The sequence below is a fragment of the Streptomyces sp. NPDC059080 genome (genome assembly GCF_042739975.1).
Lineage (GTDB): Bacteria > Actinomycetota > Actinomycetes > Streptomycetales > Streptomycetaceae > Streptomyces > Streptomyces benahoarensis.
The window spans coordinates 209431-230408 of record NZ_JBHYGX010000005.1; the positions used below are offsets into that span (position 1 = coordinate 209431).

General features: G+C 75.6%; 20 protein-coding genes and 2 pseudogenes. 10 read left to right on the top strand and 12 right to left on the bottom strand.

The annotated features are described in order from the left end of the window. The 5 genes and pseudogenes from ACFWWQ_RS05940 to ACFWWQ_RS05960 all read right to left on the bottom strand — a co-directional run. A partial coding sequence (locus ACFWWQ_RS05940) for an alpha/beta fold hydrolase (RefSeq protein ID WP_384590760.1) occupies positions 1 to 1350 on the bottom strand: 1350 nt, incomplete at its 3' end. Positions 1351 to 1469: 119 nt separating this feature from the next. Continuing rightward, the gene (locus tag ACFWWQ_RS05945; RefSeq protein ID WP_384590763.1) at positions 1470 to 1799 is read right to left on the bottom strand and encodes a hypothetical protein; all 330 of its coding nucleotides are present in this window, start codon (positions 1797 to 1799) and stop codon (positions 1470 to 1472) included. Between the two features lie 76 nt (positions 1800 to 1875). Beyond that, the gene (locus ACFWWQ_RS05950; RefSeq protein WP_384590766.1) at positions 1876 to 2880 is read right to left on the bottom strand and encodes a TIGR04222 domain-containing membrane protein; all 1005 of its coding nucleotides are present in this window, start codon (positions 2878 to 2880) and stop codon (positions 1876 to 1878) included. Positions 2881 to 2885: 5 nt separating this feature from the next. After that, positions 2886 to 4365, bottom strand: a pseudogene (locus ACFWWQ_RS05955) (DUF692 domain-containing protein). A 145-nt stretch (positions 4366 to 4510) separates the two neighbouring features. Then, positions 4511 to 5170 carry a LysE family translocator gene (locus ACFWWQ_RS05960; RefSeq protein WP_384590769.1) on the bottom strand — a complete coding sequence of 220 codons (660 nt, stop codon included), beginning with the start codon at positions 5168 to 5170 and terminating at the stop codon, positions 4511 to 4513. 210 nt (positions 5171 to 5380) lie between these two features. On the opposite strand from ACFWWQ_RS05960, the gene ACFWWQ_RS05965 reads away from it, so the two are divergent. Next, entirely contained in the window at positions 5381 to 6133 is a 753-nt protein-coding gene (locus ACFWWQ_RS05965; RefSeq protein ID WP_384590772.1) for a hypothetical protein, read from the top strand. 65 nt (positions 6134 to 6198) lie between these two features. Here ACFWWQ_RS05965 and ACFWWQ_RS05970 read toward each other — a convergent pair whose 3' ends face one another. Beyond that, positions 6199 to 6954, bottom strand: a complete 756-nt coding sequence (locus ACFWWQ_RS05970) for a peptidyl-tRNA hydrolase (protein ID WP_384590774.1) — start codon at positions 6952 to 6954, stop codon at positions 6199 to 6201. 160 nt (positions 6955 to 7114) lie between these two features. On the opposite strand from ACFWWQ_RS05970, the pseudogene ACFWWQ_RS05975 reads away from it, so the two are divergent. From ACFWWQ_RS05975 to ACFWWQ_RS05985, 3 genes and pseudogenes are all read left to right on the top strand, one after another. Next, positions 7115 to 7984, top strand: a pseudogene (locus ACFWWQ_RS05975) (ATP-binding cassette domain-containing protein); the annotation flags it as partial. A 44-nt stretch (positions 7985 to 8028) separates the two neighbouring features. Next, complete coding sequence (locus tag ACFWWQ_RS05980) at positions 8029 to 8250, top strand: hypothetical protein (protein WP_384590777.1); 222 nt, start codon at positions 8029 to 8031, stop codon at positions 8248 to 8250. Beyond that, the gene (locus tag ACFWWQ_RS05985; RefSeq protein ID WP_384590780.1) at positions 8247 to 8915 is read left to right on the top strand and encodes an ABC transporter; all 669 of its coding nucleotides are present in this window, start codon (positions 8247 to 8249) and stop codon (positions 8913 to 8915) included. Before ACFWWQ_RS05980 ends, ACFWWQ_RS05985 begins: the two co-directional genes overlap by 4 nt. A gap of 51 nt (positions 8916 to 8966) precedes the next feature. Here ACFWWQ_RS05985 and zapE read toward each other — a convergent pair whose 3' ends face one another. Continuing rightward, positions 8967 to 10079 (bottom strand): cell division protein ZapE, encoded by a 1113-nt coding sequence (gene zapE, locus ACFWWQ_RS05990; protein ID WP_384590783.1) that lies wholly within the window; start codon positions 10077 to 10079, stop codon positions 8967 to 8969. Between the two features lie 68 nt (positions 10080 to 10147). Between zapE and ACFWWQ_RS05995 the strand changes: the two genes are divergently transcribed. Further along, positions 10148 to 10972: a pyrimidine reductase family protein gene (locus tag ACFWWQ_RS05995; protein WP_384590786.1), complete on the top strand. Its 825-nt coding sequence runs from the start codon at positions 10148 to 10150 to the stop codon at positions 10970 to 10972. 161 nt (positions 10973 to 11133) lie between these two features. Beyond that, on the top strand, positions 11134 to 11607 hold the full coding sequence (locus ACFWWQ_RS06000) for an indole-3-glycerol phosphate synthase (protein WP_384590789.1): 474 nt from the start codon (positions 11134 to 11136) through the stop codon (positions 11605 to 11607). On the opposite strand, the gene ACFWWQ_RS06005 is transcribed toward ACFWWQ_RS06000, so the two are convergent. Both ACFWWQ_RS06005 and ACFWWQ_RS06010 read right to left on the bottom strand, forming a co-directional pair. Then, the gene (locus ACFWWQ_RS06005; protein WP_384590792.1) at positions 11558 to 12265 is read right to left on the bottom strand and encodes an ABC transporter ATP-binding protein; all 708 of its coding nucleotides are present in this window, start codon (positions 12263 to 12265) and stop codon (positions 11558 to 11560) included. The two genes, ACFWWQ_RS06000 and ACFWWQ_RS06005, sit on opposite strands and share 50 nt — an antisense overlap. Then, the gene (locus ACFWWQ_RS06010) at positions 12262 to 13326 is read right to left on the bottom strand and encodes an ABC transporter permease (protein ID WP_384590795.1); all 1065 of its coding nucleotides are present in this window, start codon (positions 13324 to 13326) and stop codon (positions 12262 to 12264) included. The genes ACFWWQ_RS06005 and ACFWWQ_RS06010 overlap by 4 nt, the downstream gene beginning before the upstream one ends. A gap of 240 nt (positions 13327 to 13566) precedes the next feature. Between ACFWWQ_RS06010 and ACFWWQ_RS06015 the strand changes: the two genes are divergently transcribed. The 4 genes from ACFWWQ_RS06015 to msrB all read left to right on the top strand — a co-directional run bounded on the left by ACFWWQ_RS06015 (position 13567) and on the right by msrB (position 17320). Then, positions 13567 to 14751 carry a sensor histidine kinase gene (locus ACFWWQ_RS06015; RefSeq protein WP_384590972.1) on the top strand — a complete coding sequence of 395 codons (1185 nt, stop codon included), beginning with the start codon at positions 13567 to 13569 and terminating at the stop codon, positions 14749 to 14751. After that, positions 14748 to 15386 carry a response regulator gene (locus ACFWWQ_RS06020; protein ID WP_384590798.1) on the top strand — a complete coding sequence of 213 codons (639 nt, stop codon included), beginning with the start codon at positions 14748 to 14750 and terminating at the stop codon, positions 15384 to 15386. Before ACFWWQ_RS06015 ends, ACFWWQ_RS06020 begins: the two co-directional genes overlap by 4 nt. A 114-nt stretch (positions 15387 to 15500) precedes the next feature. Then, positions 15501 to 16898 (top strand): UDP-N-acetylmuramate--L-alanine ligase, encoded by a 1398-nt coding sequence (gene murC / locus ACFWWQ_RS06025; RefSeq protein ID WP_384590801.1) that lies wholly within the window; start codon positions 15501 to 15503, stop codon positions 16896 to 16898. Between the two features lie 14 nt (positions 16899 to 16912). Then, positions 16913 to 17320, top strand: coding sequence for a peptide-methionine (R)-S-oxide reductase MsrB (msrB, locus tag ACFWWQ_RS06030; RefSeq protein WP_384590804.1), 408 nt, complete (start codon positions 16913 to 16915; stop codon positions 17318 to 17320). A 39-nt stretch (positions 17321 to 17359) separates the two neighbouring features. Here msrB and ACFWWQ_RS06035 read toward each other — a convergent pair whose 3' ends face one another. From ACFWWQ_RS06035 to ACFWWQ_RS06045, 3 genes are all read right to left on the bottom strand, one after another. Then, a complete protein-coding gene (locus ACFWWQ_RS06035) occupies positions 17360 to 18019 on the bottom strand; it encodes a 4'-phosphopantetheinyl transferase (protein ID WP_384590807.1) in 660 nt (219 codons plus the stop codon). Further along, complete coding sequence (locus ACFWWQ_RS06040) at positions 18016 to 18951, bottom strand: metallophosphoesterase family protein (RefSeq protein WP_384590810.1); 936 nt, start codon at positions 18949 to 18951, stop codon at positions 18016 to 18018. The genes ACFWWQ_RS06035 and ACFWWQ_RS06040 overlap by 4 nt, the downstream gene beginning before the upstream one ends. A gap of 206 nt (positions 18952 to 19157) precedes the next feature. Continuing rightward, positions 19158 to 20687, bottom strand: coding sequence for a PucR family transcriptional regulator (locus tag ACFWWQ_RS06045; RefSeq protein WP_384590813.1), 1530 nt, complete (start codon positions 20685 to 20687; stop codon positions 19158 to 19160). Between the last annotated feature and the right edge of the window lie 291 nt (positions 20688 to 20978).

Consider the following 20978-nt stretch of genomic DNA (forward strand, 5'->3'; position numbering starts at 1 on the left):
GGGGGGGGCGGCGGGGGGGGGGCGCGCGTACGGGGCGGCCTCGCCGACCTCGTCCGTCCCGGGGGCCCGGTCCGCGGCCCGGCCGGTCGCGGCGGTCAGCCCGGCGCGCGCCGACTGCGCGGCGTCCGGCCAGAAGGCGCACGGCAGGTTCATCCAGACGTTGTCCCAGGTCTCGAACGGCGCGACCCGCGCCACCTCGGCGTTGTCGCGGTACCAGGTGTGCAGGTCGCGCGGCCAGGCCGCGTCGTTGCACCCGACGGCGGTGTAGACCGCGTTGCTGTTCTCCTCGGCGGCCGCGTCCTCGGGATCGGGCGCCGCCTGGTCCCGCAGCGGCTTCTCGTCGCCGCGCAGATACGCCGACAGGGCCGCCGCCCGGCGCGGCCAGTAGACGTCGTTGTAGCCGGTGCTCAGGAACGCCGACTGGAGCTGCGCCGGTCCCACCGTGCCGCCCGCCGGACGGTGCCGCAGCCGGGCGAGCGCGGTGTCGTACGCCTGCTGCACGGCCCGCTCCGTGGTGCCCAGGCGGTAGGCGTCGTGGTGGCGGGCGACCCAGCGCAGCCAGTCGCGCCAACGGCCCTGGAACGCGATGTTCTGGGTGAGGTTGTTGCGGTACCAGATCTGCCGCGGGTCCGGGTCGACGACGCTGTCGAAGATCATCCGGCGGACGTGCCCGGGGTAGAGCGTGGCGTACAGGGCGCCGAAGTAGGTCCCGTAGGACGCGCCCATGAACGTCAGCTTCCGCTCGCCGAGCGCGGCCCGCAGCATGTCGAGGTCGCGGGCGTTGTTGACGGAGTTGTAGAACGGCAGATCGGCACCGGCCCTCCGGGCGCAGCCGCGCGCGTACGCCGCGGCCTGCGCGGTCTTCTCGCGTTTGAAGGCGGCGGTGGGGTGCACCTGACTGTCCGTCGGAGCCTTGGCGAACGCCTTCGGGTCCTGGCAGGACAGCGGCGCCGACCGGCCGACGCCGCGCGGCGCGTAGCCGACGAAGTCGTAGGCGCGGGCGGTCCGGCGCCACTTGGGCAGCGTGCCGTAGAGCGGGAAGTCCATGCTGGAGCCGCCCGGCCCGCCCGGGTTGAAGATCAGGGCGCCCTGCCGCTCCTTGGGGGCGGTCGCCCGGATCCGGCTGACCGTCAGCTTGATCTGCTTGCCCTGGGGGCGCGCGTAGTCGAGCGGGACGGTCAACGCGGCGCACTCGACGTCCGACGGCAGGTGCTCGACGGGGGCGCAGCGCCCGAAGGCGAGGGGGCGCGCGAGGGGCGCGGGCGTGTGGGTGGCGCCGTCCGCGGGGGTGGTGGTGAGGGCGCTCAGGAGGAGCGACCCGATGGTTCCGTACAACGCGAGTGCTCTCACGAACCGTCCCTTCGCCGTGCCCGGCACGTATGCGCCCGCGCGTGCCGCATACGTGCATACAAAAGGGATGGTTGGGGCGGTGGTCGGTGAAGTAAAGCACCGGGCCGCGGTGTTGCCCGCTATACCCCGGAAGAGTGGAGGGCCGAGCGCAGCGCCGGATCGTCGAGCGCCCGCGGGCCGTGCAGTGCCAGCGCGGTCAGCGCCTCCCCGGGTGCCGCGGGCGGGCCGGACGTGGCGGCGCGGCGCAACCGGCCCGCGCCCGCCTCCGTCGCCCAGCGTGCGGCCGGGCGGTACTCGGCGCGCGCCATCGCCCACGTACCGGCCGTCAGGACCAGCGGCAGCGCGAACCAGCCGAGCAGCGGCCCGGCGGCGCGCTCCGGCGGGGCCTGCCAGACCGCCGCGGCGGCCAGCAGCACGACCCGTCCGGTCGCCATGGGATATCTCAGCATGCGGGAACGGGCGGGCGGCCCCGGAGCCCCGGCCGGAACCGGGCCCGTACGGCCGCCGCCCGCCCCCTGGGTCCGCTCAGCCGCCGCACGAGGAGCCGCCGCAGGAGGACCCGCTGCTGCACGAGGAACCGCCCCCGCACGAGGACCCGCCGCAGGAGGAACCCCCGTGGTGCCCACCGCAGGAGGAGCCCCCGCCGTGGTGCGAGCCCCCGCAGCTCGATCCGCCGCCGGACCCGCCGCACCAGGCGGCCTGCGCGGAGCCGTCGACCCAGGTGTTCCCGCCGTCGGACGACGAGCCGCCCGCGGTCGCGGCCATCGCGGTCTGTGCCTGGGCCAGTTGCTCCCGCAGCATGTCGTCCGAGAGCAGCGCGGCGCTGCCGATCGCCACCAGGAGCGCCGCCGGAACCGCTGTTTTCGCGAGCGCGGACGGATGGTGGGTGGCCTGGGCGCCCCGGAGCGCGAGCCGCCCGGCTTCCGTCAGCCTTCCCCGTCCGCTCTGCCTGCAGATCCCGCCGATGACCAGCGCCATGATCACCGCGGGCGCGATCACCACGACGGTGGGCACCTCGACCGGGTCCGCGTCCAGGTGACCGGCCGCGGTGAGCAGCACGGAGCCGAGGATCAGCACCACGGCACCTGCCATCTGGAGGTTCGCCCACGCCCTGCTGACGCGCCCGCGTGCGGGGTGCCGCATCAGCCCGCGCCGCGCGAGCCGGTCGCCGACCTCCTGGACCGCGGGGTCGGCCATCGCGCGGCGCCGCACGTCGGCCAGCGCGCCGCCGGGCGTGGCCGCGGCGGCGTTCAGCACGGCCGCCTCGACGGCGTCGCGCGGGGCGTCGCGGAGCACGGTCACCACACCGGGCTCGCCGACGGCCACCCGGCCGTCCTCGTGCAGCGCGGCGACGGCGGCGTCCACCAGGCGCGCGGGCCCGCCGCCCAGGAACGCGATCTCCCACACGTCGCGGGTGGGCGCGTCCACCAGCCGGATCTTGTTCTCCGGCCGGTGTCCGCGGACGGTGGCCACGATGAGGCCCACCGATGACAGGACCATCAGCAGGTACACCCAGGAAATGAAGGACACGGTGGTCACCTCCGGTACGCGGCGGACCGGACGGCCCGCAGAAGTCGGGAGAACAGGGGGGAGCGGGAGAGCCGGGCCAGCGGGCCGGTGCCGGGCGGCCGGGGGCCCGCCCGGTCCTGCCACCACCGGGCCAGCCGGGCCCGGGCCCCGGGGTCGTCCGGCAGCCCCCGCGCCAGCAGATGGGCGGCGAAGTCCAGGGCGTCGCGCCGGTGGCCACCGGTCAGCGGGCGGCCCCGCGCGTACGCGAGGAACGCCGGGCGGTAGCCGTCCCCCAGGATCTCGGGCAGCTCGGGCGCGACCCTCGCGATCACCGTGGCCCGCTTGGCGGCCAGCGCCCGGCGCTGCACCTCCAGCCGTACGGGATCGAAGCCCTCCGGCGGCGGCGCCCCGGCGACCAGCGCCGCCAGCAGACCCTCCTGGGCGCGCGCCAGCCGCCTGCGGGCGGCGTCGGTGGCGTCCGGGGCGGGGGCCGCTTCCGGGTGGGCGGAGTCCGCGCGGGGTGGGGTGGTGCCGGGGGAGGCGACGGGCCGGTCGGTACCGGCGACGGACCGGGGGGCGCGCGTCGTCCCGTGGGCGCCCTGTGCGGGCGTCTGGGCGCCCATGGCGGACGCCGCCCGTATCGGGCCCCGGTCCGGTCCTCCGTCAGGCCGCCGCGTCATGCCGGGCCCCCTCCAGGAGCGTGCGGATCGCGGTCAGTTCCGCGGCCAGCTCGCCGGGCTCGGGGAAGTCCTCGTCACGCTCCAGCAGCACCCCGGGCGGCACCGTCCGCGCGCACAGCGCCCCGAGGACGTCCAGCACCGGACGGGTCACCGGATGGGCGTGGCTGTCGTGCCAGACGCCGTCGCGCTCCACGCCGCCCGCGACGTGCACATAGGCGAGCGCCTCCAGCGGCAGCGCGTCCAGGACGGTGGCGGGGTCCTCGCCCCTGTTGACGTGGTTGGTGTGCAGATTGGCGACGTCGATGAGCAGCCGCACGCCGGTCCGTTCGACCAGTTCGGTCAGGAACTGCCCCTCGGTCATCTCCTCGCCGGGCCAGGCGACGAGCGCCGCGATGTTCTCCAGCGCCAGCGGGACCGGCAGCGCGTCCTGCGCGATCCGTACGTTCGCGCACAGCACGTCGAGCGCGTCACGGGTGCGCGGCACCGGCAGCAGATGCCCCGCCTCCAGCCGGGGCGAACCGGTCGCCGGGCCCCCGGCGCGGACGAACGCGATGTGCTCGGTGACCAGCGGCGCGTCCAGCGCCACCGCGTGCTCCGCGAGCGCCGACAGCCGCCCCTCATCGGGCCGGTCGGCGCCGCCGAGGCCCAGCGACACCCCGTGCGGCACCACCGTCAGGCCCCGTGCGCGCAACTCCTGGAGCGCTGGCGGCAGATGGTCGGGACAGAGGTTTTCGGCCACCACCTCGACCCAGTCCAGGCCGCCGAACCCGGCGATCTCCGTGGCGATTTCCGGCCGCCAGCCGATGCCCGTTCCCAGGCGTTCCATCCGCTCCCCCTTGCACTGCGTACGCACCGGTACCTCGCCCCGGCACCGCCCGCCGAACCCTGCGCGCGCCGGTTTCAGAGCTGGATTTGAGCTTCTGCGTGCGGAGACGCCCACCGCCGGGTCCGGCCGCGCATGCCGCCGGTCGTCAGCGGGCCGCCTCGAACCCGGTGGCCGCCCCCAGGGCCAGCAGCACCCCGCCGGTGGCCTGATCCAGCCGCCGCCGTACCCGAGGGCGGTGGAAGAAGGCGCGCGCCCGGTGGACGGCGCAGGCAAGGGTGCCCAGCCACAGGACGCCCAGCGCGGCGTGCACCGCCACCAGCAGCAGGGTGGTGGCCACCACCGGCGCGCCGTGCGGGATGAACTGCGGCAGCAGCGACAGGTAGACCACGCCGACCTTGGGGTTGAGGACGTTCGTCAGCAGCCCCGTGCGGAACGCCCGCAGAGGCGAGAGCCCGTCCACGCCCGCACCGTCCGCGTCCTCGACGGTGGCCGGAACCGCCGCCCCCGGGGCGGTGCGGTCGCGCCGCGCGGCCCGCAGCGCCTGGACGCCCAGCCACATCAGGTACAGCGCACCGGCCACCCGCAGCACGCCGTACGCCGCCTCGGAGGCGGACAGCATCGCCGTCAGCCCGACCGCCCCGGCCAGCCCCCAGACGAAGCACCCCGCGGCGATGCCGAAGGCGCTGCACAGCGCGGCCCGCCGCCCCGAGCCGAGCGCCGTCCGCAGCACGACGGCGAAGTCGGGCCCCGGCGAGATGGTCAGCAGTGCGGCGACGGCGGTGAAGCCGAGGAGAGACGTGAACACGCCACCAAGGTACGGGCCGGGTTCCGGCCACCCTCAGGGGGCCCGGGGATCCGTGTGCGCGTCCCTGCCCCTTGAGCGGATGAGCGGATGAGCGGTCCAGCGACGGCCGGAAAAATACCTGTGTGGTCGGGGCTGGCAATGTATCTTCCCTTCCCGGCCCCGATAGTTGACCTCCCCGGAGTGAAGTATTCAGCGGTGAGGAGCAGGCACATGATCGTGATCAGCCTCGGCCCGGAGCGATGGGTGGCCCCCGGGGAGGACGAGCTGGGACGCGACCGCGTCGGCTACGGCCCCACCATGAGCCCGACGGCCCTGTACGACGCCTGCCACGGCACCTGGCACCTGGGGGAGCGCGCGCAGCGGGAGCGCTTCGCCCTCATGACCTGCGACGGCGTCGGAGTCCTCGCCGTCGCGATCGACCGCGTCGAGCCCGCCCCGGGCGGCGACGAGGGACGGGAGGGCGCGCGCCGGTCGGTGATCCACGGCGACGTCCTCACCCCGGGGCACACCGTCCACGACGCCTACGTCGGCGAGCCATCGCCGCTGCCGCCGCAGCGCAACCCGGTGGGCTACTTCGACGCCCCGGAGGAGCGGTCCCCGTGCCTGTGCGGATGCGGGGAACGGACCCCTGCGGGGAAGGACTTCGTCACCGGGCACGACCAGACCGCCGTGCATGACCGGATCCGTCAGCTGGGCGGCGTCCGGGGCTTCCTCGCGTGGTTCGACGGTGCCCATGGTCACTGGCCCGGCATCAACGTGATCTACGAACCGGTCACCCGCGACGGCACCCCGACCGGCAAACCGCCCCGCCGCCGGCACCTTGCCGGGTGCGACCACCACTACACCGACGGCGCGGGCCGCATCCTGAACCCGATCCGCCCCGCGACCCGGGAGGAGATGGCGTCCCTCCCGCCCTGCAAGGACTGCGTCACCGCGGCGGCCAAGGCGGCATCGGGCGGGTAGCCGCCCAGAGAACGGGGCCCGGGCGGAGGGCCGGGCCCCAGGTGGCGGCGCCCGGAAGCCCTCGCCTACGGGCGGCGCGGCCCGGGCAGCGGGCAGAACCGTTCGCCGCCCTCCGCCACCACCGTCGGCCCGGGGGCGATCTCGGTGAAGCCCGCGTCGTGCACCACCGGCAGCCCGCTCCGGGTCAGGCCGTCCCAGGCGTCCGTCGGTGCGGTCCGTACGGACAGCGGGAAACCGGCGTCCCGCCAGGCCGCGCGCTCCGGTGCGGACAGCTCCCACCAGGCCAGCTGCGCGCCGTGCCCGGCCTGCGCCATGGCCTTGCCCGCCGACATCGTCAGGCCCGGGTTGAGCCAGAGCACCGGATTCCCGGCGGGCGGCGCGGACGGCGGCTCCGGGTCGTCCAGTTCGGTGCCCGAGACCTGGAGGCGGGCCAGGTCCTTGGGCCAGCCGTCGAGCGGCACCGGGGGATGGACCCGCACCTCGGCGCGGTCCCCGGTCACCGTGAGGCCCGGCAGTGCCTCGGCTCGCCGCCACTCGGCGCCGCGCGCCCGCCGCACCACCTTCCGGATTCGGGCGTCCTGCCAGTCCCGTACGGCCGCGGCCCACTCGCCGTCGCCGTGCGCGCGGGCGTCGGAGAGCAGCACCAGTACCGCACGGGCGGCCGTCTCCAGGGCGTCGGTGCGCGCCGGGGGGTCGGCCCGCTCGATGCGGACGACGAGCGGCAGGACGAACTGCGGTGCGGCGTCCCGCTCCGCCACGCTCCTCAGGTGCGCCCCGACCGCGGTCGGGGCGGCGGAGCCAGGGGCTTCGGTGCTGGTCATCCGCCCAGTGTGCCAGCCGCTCCGAGGGCGTTCGTGCGCCGAACGACGTGACTTCACGGACCCCTCCCTAGGGCGGCGAGGTCCGGGGAACGGTCGCGCGGCCGTCGCCGTTGGCACGGTGACGGAGCGAGGGAGCGGGACGGAACGGCGAGGGGGAGACATGCGACTGGACGGCGTCGGCCGGAGGTACGGACTGCGCGGGCCCTGGGTGGTGCGCGGGGTGGACCTCGAACTGCCGGAGCGCACGCTGGTACGGATCGAGGGGGCCAACGGCAGCGGGAAGTCCACCCTGCTGCGGCTGTGCGCGGGGATCGACCGGCCCACCGCCGGCCGGATCCGCGGCCGCCCCCGCACCGCGTACGTCCCCGAACGGTTCCCCCCTGCACTGCCGTTCACGGCCCTCGGGTACCTCACCCACCTGGGGCGCGTGCACGGGCTGCGCGGTCCGGCGGCGGACCGGGCGGCCGGGGTGTGGCTGGAGCGGTTCGGCGCCGCCGGGCATGCCGGTACGCCGCTCTCCGAGCTGTCGAAGGGCACCAGCCAGAAGGTGGCGGTCGCCCAGGCGCTGCTCGCCGCACCGGGGTTGCTCGTCCTGGACGAGGCGTGGACGGGCCTGGACGCGGCGGCCCGCGCCGAGTTGGACCATGCGGTCGCGGAGCGGGTCGCCGACGGCGGCACGGTCCTCTTCGTCGACCACGATCCCCGGCGGCTGGCCGGTGCGGCCGACGCCTGCCACCGCGTCATCGACGGACGCCTGCGCCCCGCGCCGCCCCCGGACCCGGCGGCCCGCACCCAGACGGCCGGGCCCCGGGCGACGGTCCGCGCCGCGCAGCCCGGGGACGGCGCGGAGCTGCCCGAGGGGCTGCCGGGGCGGCCCGTGACCGAGCGGGAGCCGGACGGCACGGCCCGGCTGACGGTCCCCGTCGCGTACTCCGATGCGCTGCTGCGGGCGCTGCTGACGGCCCGTCCGCCCTGGCACATCCATACGGTGACCGCCCCGGTGGCGCAGCGGCCGCCGGACGGGCCGTCCGGCGTCGACGCCGTACCCGGTAGGGGGAGCCGGACGACGGGTCGATGGCCCGCGGCGCCGGTCCGGCGACGGCGGACCACTCCGCTCCGGCGGGCCCCGCCTCCCCGGCCGTCACCGGCCCCGCCACGGCAGGCCCCGCCTCCCCGGCCGTCACCGGCCCCGCCACGGCGGGCCCCGCCTCCCCGGCCCTCACCGGCCCCGCCACGGCAGGCCCCGCCTCCCCGGCCGTCACCGACCCGGCACTCGCGGAAGGAGACCACCGGTGATCGCCCTGCTCCGCTACCAGGCGGCCCTGCTGCTCGGCTCCCACCGCTGGCTGCCGCCGGTACTCCTGTACGCCGGGTTCCTCGTCGTCGGCATCGGGACGGGCAGCCCGGTCCTCGACGCCTTCGCGTTCGCCGCGGCGGCCCTGCTGCCGCTGACGGTCTGGCTGACCCGGGTCTGTGTGACCAACGAGCCGCCCGCCGCCCGCAGTTGCGCCGCCGCCGCGGCGGGCCCGGTCCGGGCGCATCTCGCGGCGGTCCTGACGGCCGCCCTCGCCGCGCTGCCGCCCGCGCTCGCGGGGACGGCGTTCGTCGCGCTCTTCTCCGACCCCCGCTCCAACGACCACCAGGTCACCGTGGCGCTGCTGCCGGCGACGGCCTGCGGGCTGGCGGCCGCCGTGGTCTGCCTGCTGCTGGGTACCGCGGTCGGGGCGGTGTGCAACCGGCCGGTGCTGCGCGGCACCGCGCTGCCGGTCTGCGCCGGGCTGCTCGGCTGCGTCCTGCTGGCCGTCCCGGCCCTCTCACCTGCCAGTGCGGTGGTCCGGGGCCTGGTGGCGGGCTCGATGAGCGGCACGGCCGAGATGCCGTGGCTGCCGCTCGCCGCCGCGATACCGATATCCGCCGCCGTGGTGGCGGGCGTCTGCCACCTCGCCGCCCGGCGGGGCTGACGACCCGTCACGGCGCACCGGCGCGGCGCGGGGCCCCGCCGGTGGCGCGTACTACGCGCCGGTGACCAGCGGTCCCGCGTCGCGGGCCAGGGCGGTGAGGCGGGAGATCGCGCGGAAGTACTTCTTGCGGTAGCCGCCGCGCAGCATCTCCTCGCTGAACAGCTCGTCGAACGCCTTGCCGGAGGTGACCACCGGCACCTCGCGGTCGTAGAGCCGGTCGGCGAGGACCACCAGGCGCAGCGCGGTGGACTGGTCCGGCACCGCCTGCACATCGGTGAGGCAGACGGCCCGGATGCCGTCGCACATCGCGCCGTAGCGGCTGGGGTGCACCTTCGACAGATGCGCCAGAAGGGAGGGGAAGTCGTCGAGCGAGGTGCCCGGCGTGCGGTACGCAGTCCGGGTGACGGTCGCGTCGTCGTACGGGGCGGGTGCCTCGGGCAGACCGCGGTGGCGGTAGTCCTCGCCGTCGATGCGCAGCGGCCGGAAGTGGGCGCTCAGGCCCTGGATCTCGCGGAGGAAGTCGGCCGCCGCGAACCGGCCCTCGCCGAGCTTGCCGGGCAGCGTGTTGGAGGTCGCGGCCAGCGCCACGCCGGACTCCACCAGCCGGGACAGCAGACTGGAGACCAGCACCGTGTCGCCGGGGTCGTCCAGCTCGAACTCGTCGATGCACAGCAGGCGGTGACCGCCGAGGGTGCGGACGGTCTCCTGGAAGCCGAGCGCGCCGACCAGGTTGGTCAGCTCGACGAAGGTGCCGAACGCCTTGCGCTCGGGCGGCGCGTCGGTGGCGTGCCACAGGGAGGCCAGTAGATGGGTCTTGCCGACGCCGTAGCCGCCGTCCAGGTAGACGCCGCGCGGGCCCTTGGGCGCGGCGGGCTTCTTCGCGAACCAGCGGCGCCTGCCACCGACGGCAGAGGCGCCGCCGATGCCCGCGGCGAAGGCGCTGAGCACCGTCACGGCCTCGGTCTGGCTGGGCTGCTTCGGGTCGGGGAGGTAGGTGTCGAAACGGGCGCCCTGGAAGCGCGGCGGCGGCACCATCTCGGCGACCAGCCGGTCGGCGGGGACGTGCGGGGCGCGGGAGGTCAGCGCGGCGGGCGCGGCGTCGGCGCCGTCCGGCGGTTCGGCTATCGGCGCGGACGGTGAGGACGAGGGCTGGGAAGACGACACAGCGCTCCAGCCTAGTCGCTCCGTGGCGGGTCCCGGGCCGCCGGGCGAGCCATGTCACACTGCCGCCCATGCGACGTCTGTACCCCCTTCCCGCCCCCGCCGCCGCTCTTTCGGATCCGGCCGCCACGCCTCCCGGCCCGGACGCGTCCACCGACCGCGAGTGGACGCTCGACGAGCTGGCGGACGCCTATGCGTACCCGGACGAGAACGATCCGCTGCGCGCCGGACGGCCGGGCTGGCTGCGCGCCAACATGGTGGCGTCGCTGGACGGTGCGGCGCACCACGAGGGCCGTTCGCAGCCGCTCTCCAGCACTGCCGACATGCGGATCTTCGGGGTGCTGCGGGCACTCGCCGATGCGGTCGTGGTCGGCGCGGAAACGGTTCGCCAGGAGGGGTACCGGCCGGCCCGCGCCCGGGCGGCGTTCGCCGGACGCCGGGCCGCCGCCGGGCAGGGCCCCGCCCCCGCCGTCGCCGTGGTGACCGCCGGACTGGGCCTGGACTTCACGCTGCCGCTGTTCACCGAGCCGCTGGTGCCCACGCTCGTCGTCACCGGCGCCGGGGCCCCGGCCCAGCGGGTGGCCGCGGCGCGGGCGGCCGGGGTGGAGGTGCTGTTCGCGGGTGAGGGGCAGGGCGTCGATCCCGTGCGGGTCCCGGCGGTGCTGGCCGCGCGGGGGCACCGGCGGTTGCTGACCGAGGGCGGGCCGTCGCTGCTGGGGCAGTTCGCCGCCGCCGGGGTGCTGGACGAGATGTGTCTGTCGCTGGCGCCGGTCGTCGCGGTGGGCGACGCGCCGCGGATCATGGGCGGCCCGGCGGTCGCCGTCCCGGAGCGGTTCGCCCTGGCGTCCGTCCTGGAGGAGGCCGGGTTCCTGTTCACCCGATACCGTCGAAGCTGACAATGAGCGGAATTATCCGTTCCGCTTAGCCCCCTTTGGGCACACTTGGAGCCAATAGACCCCGTGTGACGGCGGGGGCAGGATGGTTTCTGTGGGTGCTGCGGCAGGCCGTGCCCCGGAAGAAGAGAAGAAGGGCGTCCGTCGTGTTCACGAGCGTATTGATGATCGAGAAGCCTCTGACGCCCGCCGACGTCGATTTCGTCACGACGCTGCACGGCGACGACCCGGTCTCCTTCGTCGTCCTCATGCAGCCGCGCGGCGCGCAGGACCTGCTGCTGCGGGCCATCGACGACGTCGCCCTGGGCGAGTTCGACGACGCCGTCCGCGAGGGCGAGGAGCCGGGGGGCGACGCGGCGGACGCACCGGCCGAACGCGCGCTGACGCACACCCTCGCCGCGCTGCGCGCCACCGGCGCCGAGGCGACCGGGCAGGTCGCCGAGCGGCACCCGCTGGACCGGCTGCGCGAGATCGTCGACGAGACGGGCGCGGACGAGGTGATCGTGCTGACCACCCCCCACTTCGTGGAGGAGTTCTTCCACCGCGACTGGGCCTCCCGCGCCCGCCACAAGGTCGGCGTGCCGGTCCTCAAACTGTTCTCGCACGCCCCGGAAGATCCGCCCCAGGCGCAGGAGTGAGCCGCCCGTCCGCCACCTCGACGACCGCGTCGACCGCCGTCAGATGCGACCGGTCGTGCGTGACCAGCACCGTCGCCGTCCCGCGCCGGTGGGTGAGCGTGGTCAGCAGATCCAGCACCGCCGCGCCGCGCGCGTGGTCGAGGGCGCTGGTCGGCTCGTCCACCAGCAGGACGGCCGGGTCGTTCATCAGCGCCCGCGCGATGTTGACGCGCTGCCGCTGACCGCCGGAGAGCTGATGCGGCCGCTTGCCCTCCTCGCCCTCCAGCCCGACGGCGGCCAGCAGCTCCCGCGCCCGCTGCCACGCGGCGCGGGGCGGACTGCCGTCGAGGTGGGCCATCACCTGGAGCTGTTCGGCGGCGGTCAGCGACGGCAGCAGGTTCGGCTGCTGGAAGACGGTGCCGACGGTGGTGCGGCGCAGCGTCGTCAGCGCGGCGCGGCCCAGCCCGGTGGTGTCCCGCCCGGCGAGCACGACCCGTCCGCTGTCCGGCGTGATCAGCGTCGCGGCCACCGCCAGCAGACTGGACTTGCCCGAGCCCGACGGCCCGATCACCGCGGTCAGGGACCCTGCCGGAACGGTCAGCGAGACGCGGTCCAGGGCGGTCAGCACGGCGTCGCCGTCCGGGTAGGTCAGTGTGACATCGGTCAGTTCGAGGCTCATCGGGCACTTCCCAGGGCGGTCAGCGGGTCCACGGACGTGATGCGGCGGATGGCGAGGGCGGCGCCGGCGGCTCCCAGCGCGATCATGATCAGTGCGGGGAGCAGCACGGTCGACGGCGTGAGGACGAACGGCACCGCCCCGCCGATGACCACGCCCAGCCCGGCGACGAGCGCGGCGCCCAGGCCGGTGCCGAGGACCAGCAGCACGACCGCCTGGCCGAGCGCGTCCTTCAGCAGCAGCCCGGTGGACGCCCCGAGCGCCTTGAGCACCGCCACGTCGCCGCTGCGCTGAATCGTCCAGACGGTGAAGAATGCGCCGATGACCAGTGCCGAGATGACGAACAGGAACCCGCGCATCAGCTGGAGCGAGCCGTTCTCCGCGGTGTACGAGCCGATGCCCTCCAGCGCCCCGGCCGACGTCACCGTCGTGGTGCCGAGCCGCGCGTCGGCGGCGGCCAGATCGGCCCCGGACGCGGTCAGCGCCACCACCGTGGCCCCGTCCCCGCCGCCGGGCAGCGCCCGCCACTCGTCCAGCGTCGTCCAGACCACCGGGGTGTGGCTGTACATCGCGGCGCCCGACACGGCGGCGACCGTCACCGTGTGGCCCCCGAGGGTGAGCCGGTCGCCGCGGGCGAGGCCCAGCTTGTCGGCGGCCTTCTGCGACAGCACGGCGCCTTGGGACACCGGCGCCCCCTCGGGCGCGAGCGTCGAGCCGGCGCCGACGCCGAACACCGAGACGGCGGCGGTCCGCCGCCCCGCCTCGGCCTTCGTGGTGGCGATGCCCAGCGGCTCGGCGTGCGCCACGCCCGGCACCGCGGACCAGCCGGCCACGGTCTTCCGGGACAGCCGCGATTCGGTGAACGACACCGTGCCCCCGTCGGCGGGCTTCGAGAACACCAGGTGGTCGGCGGGGAGCCCGGTGATCGCCGAGGTGTTTTCCCGGCCCAGGCCCGCCGTCAGCCCCGACAACAGACCGACCAGCACCGTGATGAGCACGATGACCGTGCCCATCAGGGCGAACCGGCCCCTCGCAAATCTCAGATCCCTCCAGGCGACGAACACAACCCCATCCTTCTTGTTCTGCGGTGGCCGGGCCCACTGCCCGGCGGATGGCTCCACCGTCTCGCCCCGGGGTGCTCCGGGGCATCGCGCCCGGGAGCGGTTCTCCCGGATCGAAAGGTGCGGCGGCCGCTCAACCTTTCGATGGATGCCGCTCCCCGGCGCCGTGCCTAATCTGGAGAAACCGTGACCGACCTCTCCCTCGCCCCCGCCGTGCGGGTGCTGCGCAGCTGCCTGCACCTGATGGTGGCGGCGCTGCTCGCGCTCGCCGCCGCCCGCGCCGTCGTCGACGGCGATCCGCACGCCGCCGCCGTCGTCGCCGTGTCCGCCGCCCTGCTCGGCTGCTACGTCGCGGGCCCGCTGGTGCCCGGCGTCCGCCCGCGCAGCGGCGCCGCGGCCCTGTGGCTGACCCTCCTCGCGGCCGTCTGGATCGTGCTGCTGGCGCTCACCCAGGACGGCGTCTGGCTCGCCTTCCCGCTCTACTTCGTCCAGCTGCACCTGCTGGCGCCGCGGTGGGCGCTGCCGGCCGTCGCCGTCACCACCGCCGCCGCCGTCGCCGGGTTCGCCCACCACACCGGGGCGCTGGGCTTCGGCACGGTCATCGGGCCGGTGCTCGGCGCCGCCGTCGCGGTCGCCGTCGTCCTCGGCTACGAGGCCCTCTACCGGGAGAGCGAACAGCGCCGCCGGATCGTGGAGGAGCTGACCGCCACCCGCAGCGAACTGGCCGCCGCCGAGCACGCCGCCGGGGTGCTGGCCGAACGCGAACGCCTGGCCCGGGAGATCCACGACACGCTGGCGCAGGGCCTCTCCAGCATCCAGCTGCTGCTGCGGGCCGCCGAACGCGCCCTGCCCTCCCGCCCCGAGACCGCACTGGGGCACGTCGTCCACGCCCGCGCCACCGCCGTCGACAACCTCGCCGAGGCCCGCCGTTTCGTCCGCGAGCTGAGCCCGCCCGACCTGGAGGCCGGATCGCTGCCCGCCGCGCTGGAGCGGCTCTGCGCCACCACCGCCCGCGCCTCCGGCCTCGCCGTGCACTGCCACGTCTCCGGCACCCCCGCCGAACTCCCCACCCCGCACGAGGTCGCCCTGCTGCGCATCGCGCAGTCGGCGCTCGCCAACACCGTCCGGCACGCCGGGGCCCGCCGCGCCGAGCTGACCTTGAGCTACATGGACACCGAGGTCGCCCTGGACGTCGTCGACGACGGCGCCGGATTCGACCCCGGCGCCCTGCCGCCCGCCGGGACGGCGTTGGCCGACGGCACCGGCTTCGGCCTCGCCGCCATGCGGGCCCGCGCCCGCGCCCTGTACGGCGCCCTCGCCCTCGAATCCGCCCCCGGCGAGGGCACCGCCGTCGCCGTCACCCTGCCCCTGCCGCCTGCACCCGCAGGCGGCGGCACCCCGGACCGCAGCGAGGAGAACACCCCGTGACCGACCCCGCCCCGATCCGGCTGCTGCTCGCCGACGACCACCCCGTCGTACGGGCCGGACTGCGCGCCGTTCTGGAGACCGAACCGGGCTTCGCGGTCGTCGCCGACGTCCCCACCGCCGAGGAGGCCGTCACCCTCGCCGCGCTGCCCGGCGTCGACGTCGTCCTCATGGACCTCCGCTTCGGCGGCGAGATGCGCGGCTCCCAGGCGACCGCCGCCATCACCGCCCGCCCCGGCGCGCCCCGCGTCCTCGTGCTGACCACCTACGACACCGACGCGGACATCCTCGCGGCCATCGAGGCGGGCGCCACCGGCTACCTCCTCAAGGACGCCCCGCCCGAGGAACTGGCCGCCGCCGTCCGGACCGCGGCGGCCGGGAAGTCGGCCCTCGCGCCGACCGTCGCGCTGCGCCTGATGGACCGCATGCGCGACCCCGCCGTCGCGCTGTCGCGCCGCGAGACGGAGGTGCTCCAGCTCGTCGCGGACGGCCTGTCCAACGCCGAGGTCAGCAAACGGCTCTTCCTCAGCCAGGCCACCGTCAAGTCGCACCTGGTGCACATCTACGCCAAGCTCGGCGTCGACTCCCGTACGGCGGCGGTGGCGGCCGCCACGGCGCGCGGTCTCATCCGCCGCTGAGCCGCGCGGGCCGCCGCCCGTCCGCCGTGGCGCGGAGCGGCCGGGCACGCGTTGTCGGAGGCGGGTGCGAGAATCGACGGCAGCACGAGAGCCGCGACGATCAGGGAGTCACCCATGGCAGCCGCCATCCCAGCCTCGATGGACCGACCGCACTTCATCGGCATCGGCGGAGCCGGTATGTCGGGCATCGCCAAGATCCTCGCGCAGCGCGGCGCCCGCGTCGCGGGCAGCGACGCCAAGGAGTCCGCGACCGCCGCCGCCCTCCGCGAGCTGGGCGCCACCGTCCACATCGGCCACGCTGCCGACCACCTCGCCGCGGACGCCACCGCCGTCGTCGTCTCCTCCGCGATCCGCCAGGACAACCCGGAGCTGACCGCCGCCCGCGAGCGCGGCATCCCGGTGGTGCACCGCTCCGACGCCCTCGCCGCCCTGATGGACGGCGTCCGCCCGATCGCCGTCGCCGGTACGCACGGCAAGACGACGACCACCTCCATGCTCGCCGTCTCCCTGACCTCGCTCGGCCTCAAGCCGTCGTACGCCATCGGCGGCGACCTCGACGCCCCCGGCTCGAACGCCGAGCACGGCACCGGCGAGATCTTCGTCGCGGAGGCCGACGAGAGCGACCGCAGCTTCCACAAGTACGCGCCCGAGGTCGCCATCGTCCTCAACGTCGAGCTGGACCACCACGCCAACTACGCCTCGATGGACGAGATCTACGCGTCCTTCGAGACGTTCGTCGGCCGGATCCGTCCCGGCGGCACCCTCGTGATCTCCGCGGACCACCCCGGCGCCCGTGAGCTGACCGCGAAGATCGAGGGCAAGCACGACATCCAGGTCGTCACCTACGGTGAGTCCAAGGACGCCGACGTCCGTATCCTGAAGATCAACCCGCGCGGTCTGACCAGCGACGTCAGCGTCTCCCTGGCCACCGGCCGGATCCTGACCTTCACCGTCTCCGTCCCCGGCAGCCACTACGCCCACAACGCCGTGGCCGCCCTCGCCGCCGGTATCTCCCTGGGCCTGCCGCCGCACAACCTCGCCTCCGCGCTCGGCACGTACACCGGCGTCAAGCGCCGCCTCCAGCTCAAGGGCGAGGCGGCCGGGGTGCAGGTCATCGACTCCTACGCGCACCACCCCACCGAGATGACCGCCGATCTGGAGGCCATCCGCGGCGCCGCCGAGGACGCCCGCGTCCTGGTTGTCTTCCAGCCGCACCTCTTCTCCCGCACCCAGGAGCTGGGCAAGGAGATGGGCCAGGCGCTTGCCCTCGCCGACGCCTCCGTCGTCCTCGACATCTACCCGGCCCGTGAGGACCCGATCCCCGGCATCACCAGCGCCCTGATCGTCGACGCGGCGCGCACCGCCGGTGCCGACGTCACCGCCGTCGACGACCGCGCCGCCGTCCCGGACGCCGTCGCCGGAATGGCGCGGGCCGGTGACCTTGTTCTCACCATGGGCGCGGGCGACGTCACCGACCTCGGCCCCGCGATCCTGTCCCGCCTGGCCGGCTGAGCTGAGGAGACCCCATGTCGTACGAGATCGACAAGCCCGATGAGCAGTGGCGCGCCGAGCTGAGCCCCGCCGAGTACCAGGTGCTGCGGCAGGCCGGCACCGAGCCCGCCGGTGTCGGTGAGTACACCGACACCACCACCGAGGGCGTCTACTCCTGCCGCGCCTGCGGCGCCGAGCTGTTCCGCTCCGACACGAAGTTCGCCAGCCACTGCGGCTGGCCGTCCTTCTACGACCCGAAGGACTCCGCGGCGGTGGAGCTGATCGACGACCGCTCGCACGGCATGGTCCGCACGGAGGTCCGCTGCGCCCGCTGCGGCTCGCACCTCGGCCATGTCTTCGAGGGCGAGGGGTACCCCACCCCGACCGACCAGCGGTACTGCATCAACTCCATATCGCTGCGGCTGTCGCCCGACGCGGGCTGACGCCGGGGCCGGGGCGCGGCTGCGCGCCCCGGCCCGGTCTCACCGTTCCACCGTCACCGCCGTCACCACCAGACCGTCGGCCACCAGCCAGCCCCCGTGGAAGACGGTCAGCGGCACCCCGCCGATCTCGGGGCCGTCGACCAGCAGCCGGGCGGTGAACGACGCGTCCGTGGGGTCGAGGGTGAGGACGGCGTCCTCGAAGCCCAGCCAGCGGCCGGTGAGCGGGTACCACGCCTTGTAGACGCTCTCCTTGGCGCTGAAGATCAGCCGGTCCCAGTGGATCTCCGGCTGGGCCGCCTGGAGCGCGGGCAGCGCGGCGCGCTCCTCGGGCAGCGTGATCAGGCCGAGCACACCGGGGTCGCGGACCGGTTCGTTGGGCTCCGCGTCCAGGCCGACGGAGCGGAGGTCGGTGGAGCGGGCGACGGCGGCGGCACGGTAGCCGGTGCAGTGTGTCATCGCGCCGACCAGTCCCTCCGGCCAGCGCGGCGCCCGGTCCGCCCCGGGCACCAGCGGCGCCGGGGGGATGCCGAACGTCGCCAGCGCGGCGCGGGCACAGGACCGTACGGTTCCGAACTCCCGCTGGCGGGAGGGGACGGCGCGGGCCACGGCCGCCCGCTCCTCGGGGAACATCTCGTCCAGCGGCCGGTCCTCGAACGCCTCGGCGGTCGCGATCGGCGGCGGCAGCAGCTTCTCGATCATGCCGGGACCCCGGCGGTCACCGGCGGCAGGATCTGCACCGGGCGGCCCGGCGTCTTCGGGCGCGGCCGCCATTCGCGCGGATAGCCCAGCGACACCTCCTGGTGCGGGACTCCGTCGCAGGTCAGTAGGCGCGGGATGTGCAGATGGCCGTAGACGACGGTCCGGGCGCGGAAGCGGAGCGGCCAGTCGGCGGTGGCCTCGCTGCCGCACCACAGGGAGAACTCCGGGTAGCGCAGCGGCCGCAGCGGCTCCCGGACCAGCGGGAAGTGGTTGACGAGGACGGTGGGCAGCTCCTCGGGGATCTCCTTCAGCCGCGCCTCGGTGAGGGCGAGCCGCTCCCGGCACCAGGCGTCGCGCGTCGGATACGGATCCGGGTGCAGCAGGTACTCGTCGGTGCAGACCACGCCCGCTTTGTGGGCCGTGGCGAGCGCGGAGTCCTTGTCGTGGGTGCCAGGCGGCCGGAACGTGTAGTCGTAGAGGAGGAAGAGCGGCGCGATGACGGCGGGGCCGCCGTCGCCCTCCCAGACCGGGTACGGGTCCTCGGGGGTGAGGACGCCCAACTCCCGGCAGATGCCGACCAGATGCTCGTAGCGGGCCACGCCGCGCAGCCGCACCGGGTCGTCGGGCGGGGTCCACAGCTCGTGGTTGCCGGGGACCCACACCACCTGGGCGAAGCGGTCGCGGAGCAGGCCGAGGGCCCAGCGGATGTCGGCGACCTGTTCGCCGATGTCCCCGGCGACCAGCAGCCAGTCCGCGTCCGATTCCGGCCGCAGCTGTTCGACGATCTCGCGGTTCTCGTCGTACCGGACGTGCAGGTCGCTGACGGCAACGAGTTTCCCGGGTCGGTCGCCCGGCGTGCCGGGGCCGTCGGTGGGCCGGGGACGGTCGGGGGCGTGGGGCAGCGGGCCCGTGGCGCGGATCTCGTAAGTCACCTGCGCAGTAAAGACCGTGGGGGAGGGGGGAGGGAAGGGGCTCCCGGTGCGGCCGGGGCGCGTCGGACCGGACCGGCGGAGCGCGTCCGGGCCGGTCGGGCGGCGTTCCGGCGTCCGTTTCGGCCGCCCCCGGGCGGACCGGTGCCGGTGGTGCCCCGGGCGGGCCGGTGTCCGGGGGATGCGCCCGGGCGGCCCAGGGGCGGACGTTACGGGGCTGCGCCCCGGCGGATGCGGGTGGCGAGCCACAGGTCGAAGCGGTCGTCCGGGTCGTCGAGGCGGCGTCCGGTGAGGTCCATGGCCTTGTCGAGGCGGTTGCGCACGGTGTGCCGGTGGACGCCGAGGCGGCGGCTGGTGGCGTCCCAGGCGCCGCCGGTCTCCAGCCACGCGGTGAGGGTCGCCACCAGTTCGGCGCCGTGGTCGGCGAGGTCGAGCGGGCCCAGCACGGTGTCGGCGTAGCCGAGCAGCGTCGGCCGGTCGCCGAGGTCCAGCAGCAGGCGGCTGGTTCCGGAGCTGCGGGCCTCGGCCGGTTCGCCGGTGGCCCGGCTGACACCGAGCAGCCCGGTGGCCTGACGCAGCGACACCCGGGCGGAGACGGGCACGGTGGCCGGTCCGATACCGGCCGGGCGGCCCGGCGCGAACCGCCCCAGCACCTCCCGGACGTCGCACTCCTCCCCGGCTACCGCCTCGACCACCCCGCCGAGGACCCGGACCAGGCCGCCGGGCAGGGCCAGCGCCAGATCGGCGGCGAGGTCCTGGGCGGCCGCCGCCCGCGCCGCCTCGTCCGGCCCGCCGGGCGCCTCGACGGCGATGCCCCGTACCCGCCCGGCCGTCAGGCCCGCCGAGGCCAGCAGGTCATCGGCGCGTTCGGCGGCCGGCCCGTCGTCGGCGAGGAGTTCGGACAGCAGCGCCGAGCGGCGGCGGCGCTCCGGCTCGTCCCGCAGATGGCGGCGCTCCAGCTCCAGGGAGAGCAGGGAGACGAGGCCGGGGACGACGGCGCGGGCGGCGCCGTCCGGGCGGCCGGTGAGCAGTAGCAGCCCGCGCAGCCGCCGGGCGCCGAGCGGCTGCACCTCCAGGTGGCGCCCGTCCGCCACGCTGGTGGCACTGGTGCGCAGCCCCTGGGCGGCGACCCGGTCGATGAGATCGCGTGCCGCGTCCGGGGGCGGCGCGTCGTCCCTGGGGCCCGCGCTGGTCGCCAGGGGGCGGCCCAACGGGTCGAGGACGGCGGCGCCCACCCCGGTGGCGGCGGTCCACTCCCGCAGCACGGTCGGCAGCCCGCCGCCGACCGCCGCGGCGGTCAGCCGCCGCTGGGTGGCGAAGGACCGGTGCAGCGCCGCCCGCCGTTCCTCGGCCCGCGCCGCGAAGACCGCCTTGGTGACGGCGATGAACGGCACCTCGTCCGGGACGGTCAGCAGCGGCAGCCCGACCCCCCGCGCGGCGTCGATCAGCGGCTGGGGCGCCTCCTGGTGGGGCAGGTCGTGCCCGAGGCCGAGCGCCAGGCACGCGGCGCCGCCCCCGGCGACGTCACGGACGTACTCCCGGCAGCCGTCCGGGTCGTCCGGCAGCAGCAGCCCGATGGTCATCAGCAACTCGCCGCCCTGCAGCCATTTACCGGGCCGTAGCAGGTCGGAGACGGTCGCGGCCTCGATGGCGCGGTCCCTCAGCGGCGGCGGGACGTCGTAGCCGGGGGACAGTGCGAGGTCCGTCCGGGCCAGCAGGTCGGCGATACGCAGGGGCATGGTGACAGTCTCCGTCACCGGTGACGCCGGGGCGCGCGGGCATCCGCACGCGCCGCCGCCCGCCGGGCCGCGCCCCCGGCGCGCCGGTCGTCACGCGCGCCGCTGCCCGGCCCGTGCGCCGTACCGGCTCGCTCCAGGGTGCCCGTCGGGGCCCGTACCGGGGCGAGCCCGACAACCCCGTACGCATGCCTGTGCCGGGCCGCGGACCTGGTGCGACGTCAGGGACGTGCCCCGGGCGGCCGGAACGGTCACCTCGCCTGGACAGCGGGTCACCCGCCCCGCAGAATCACC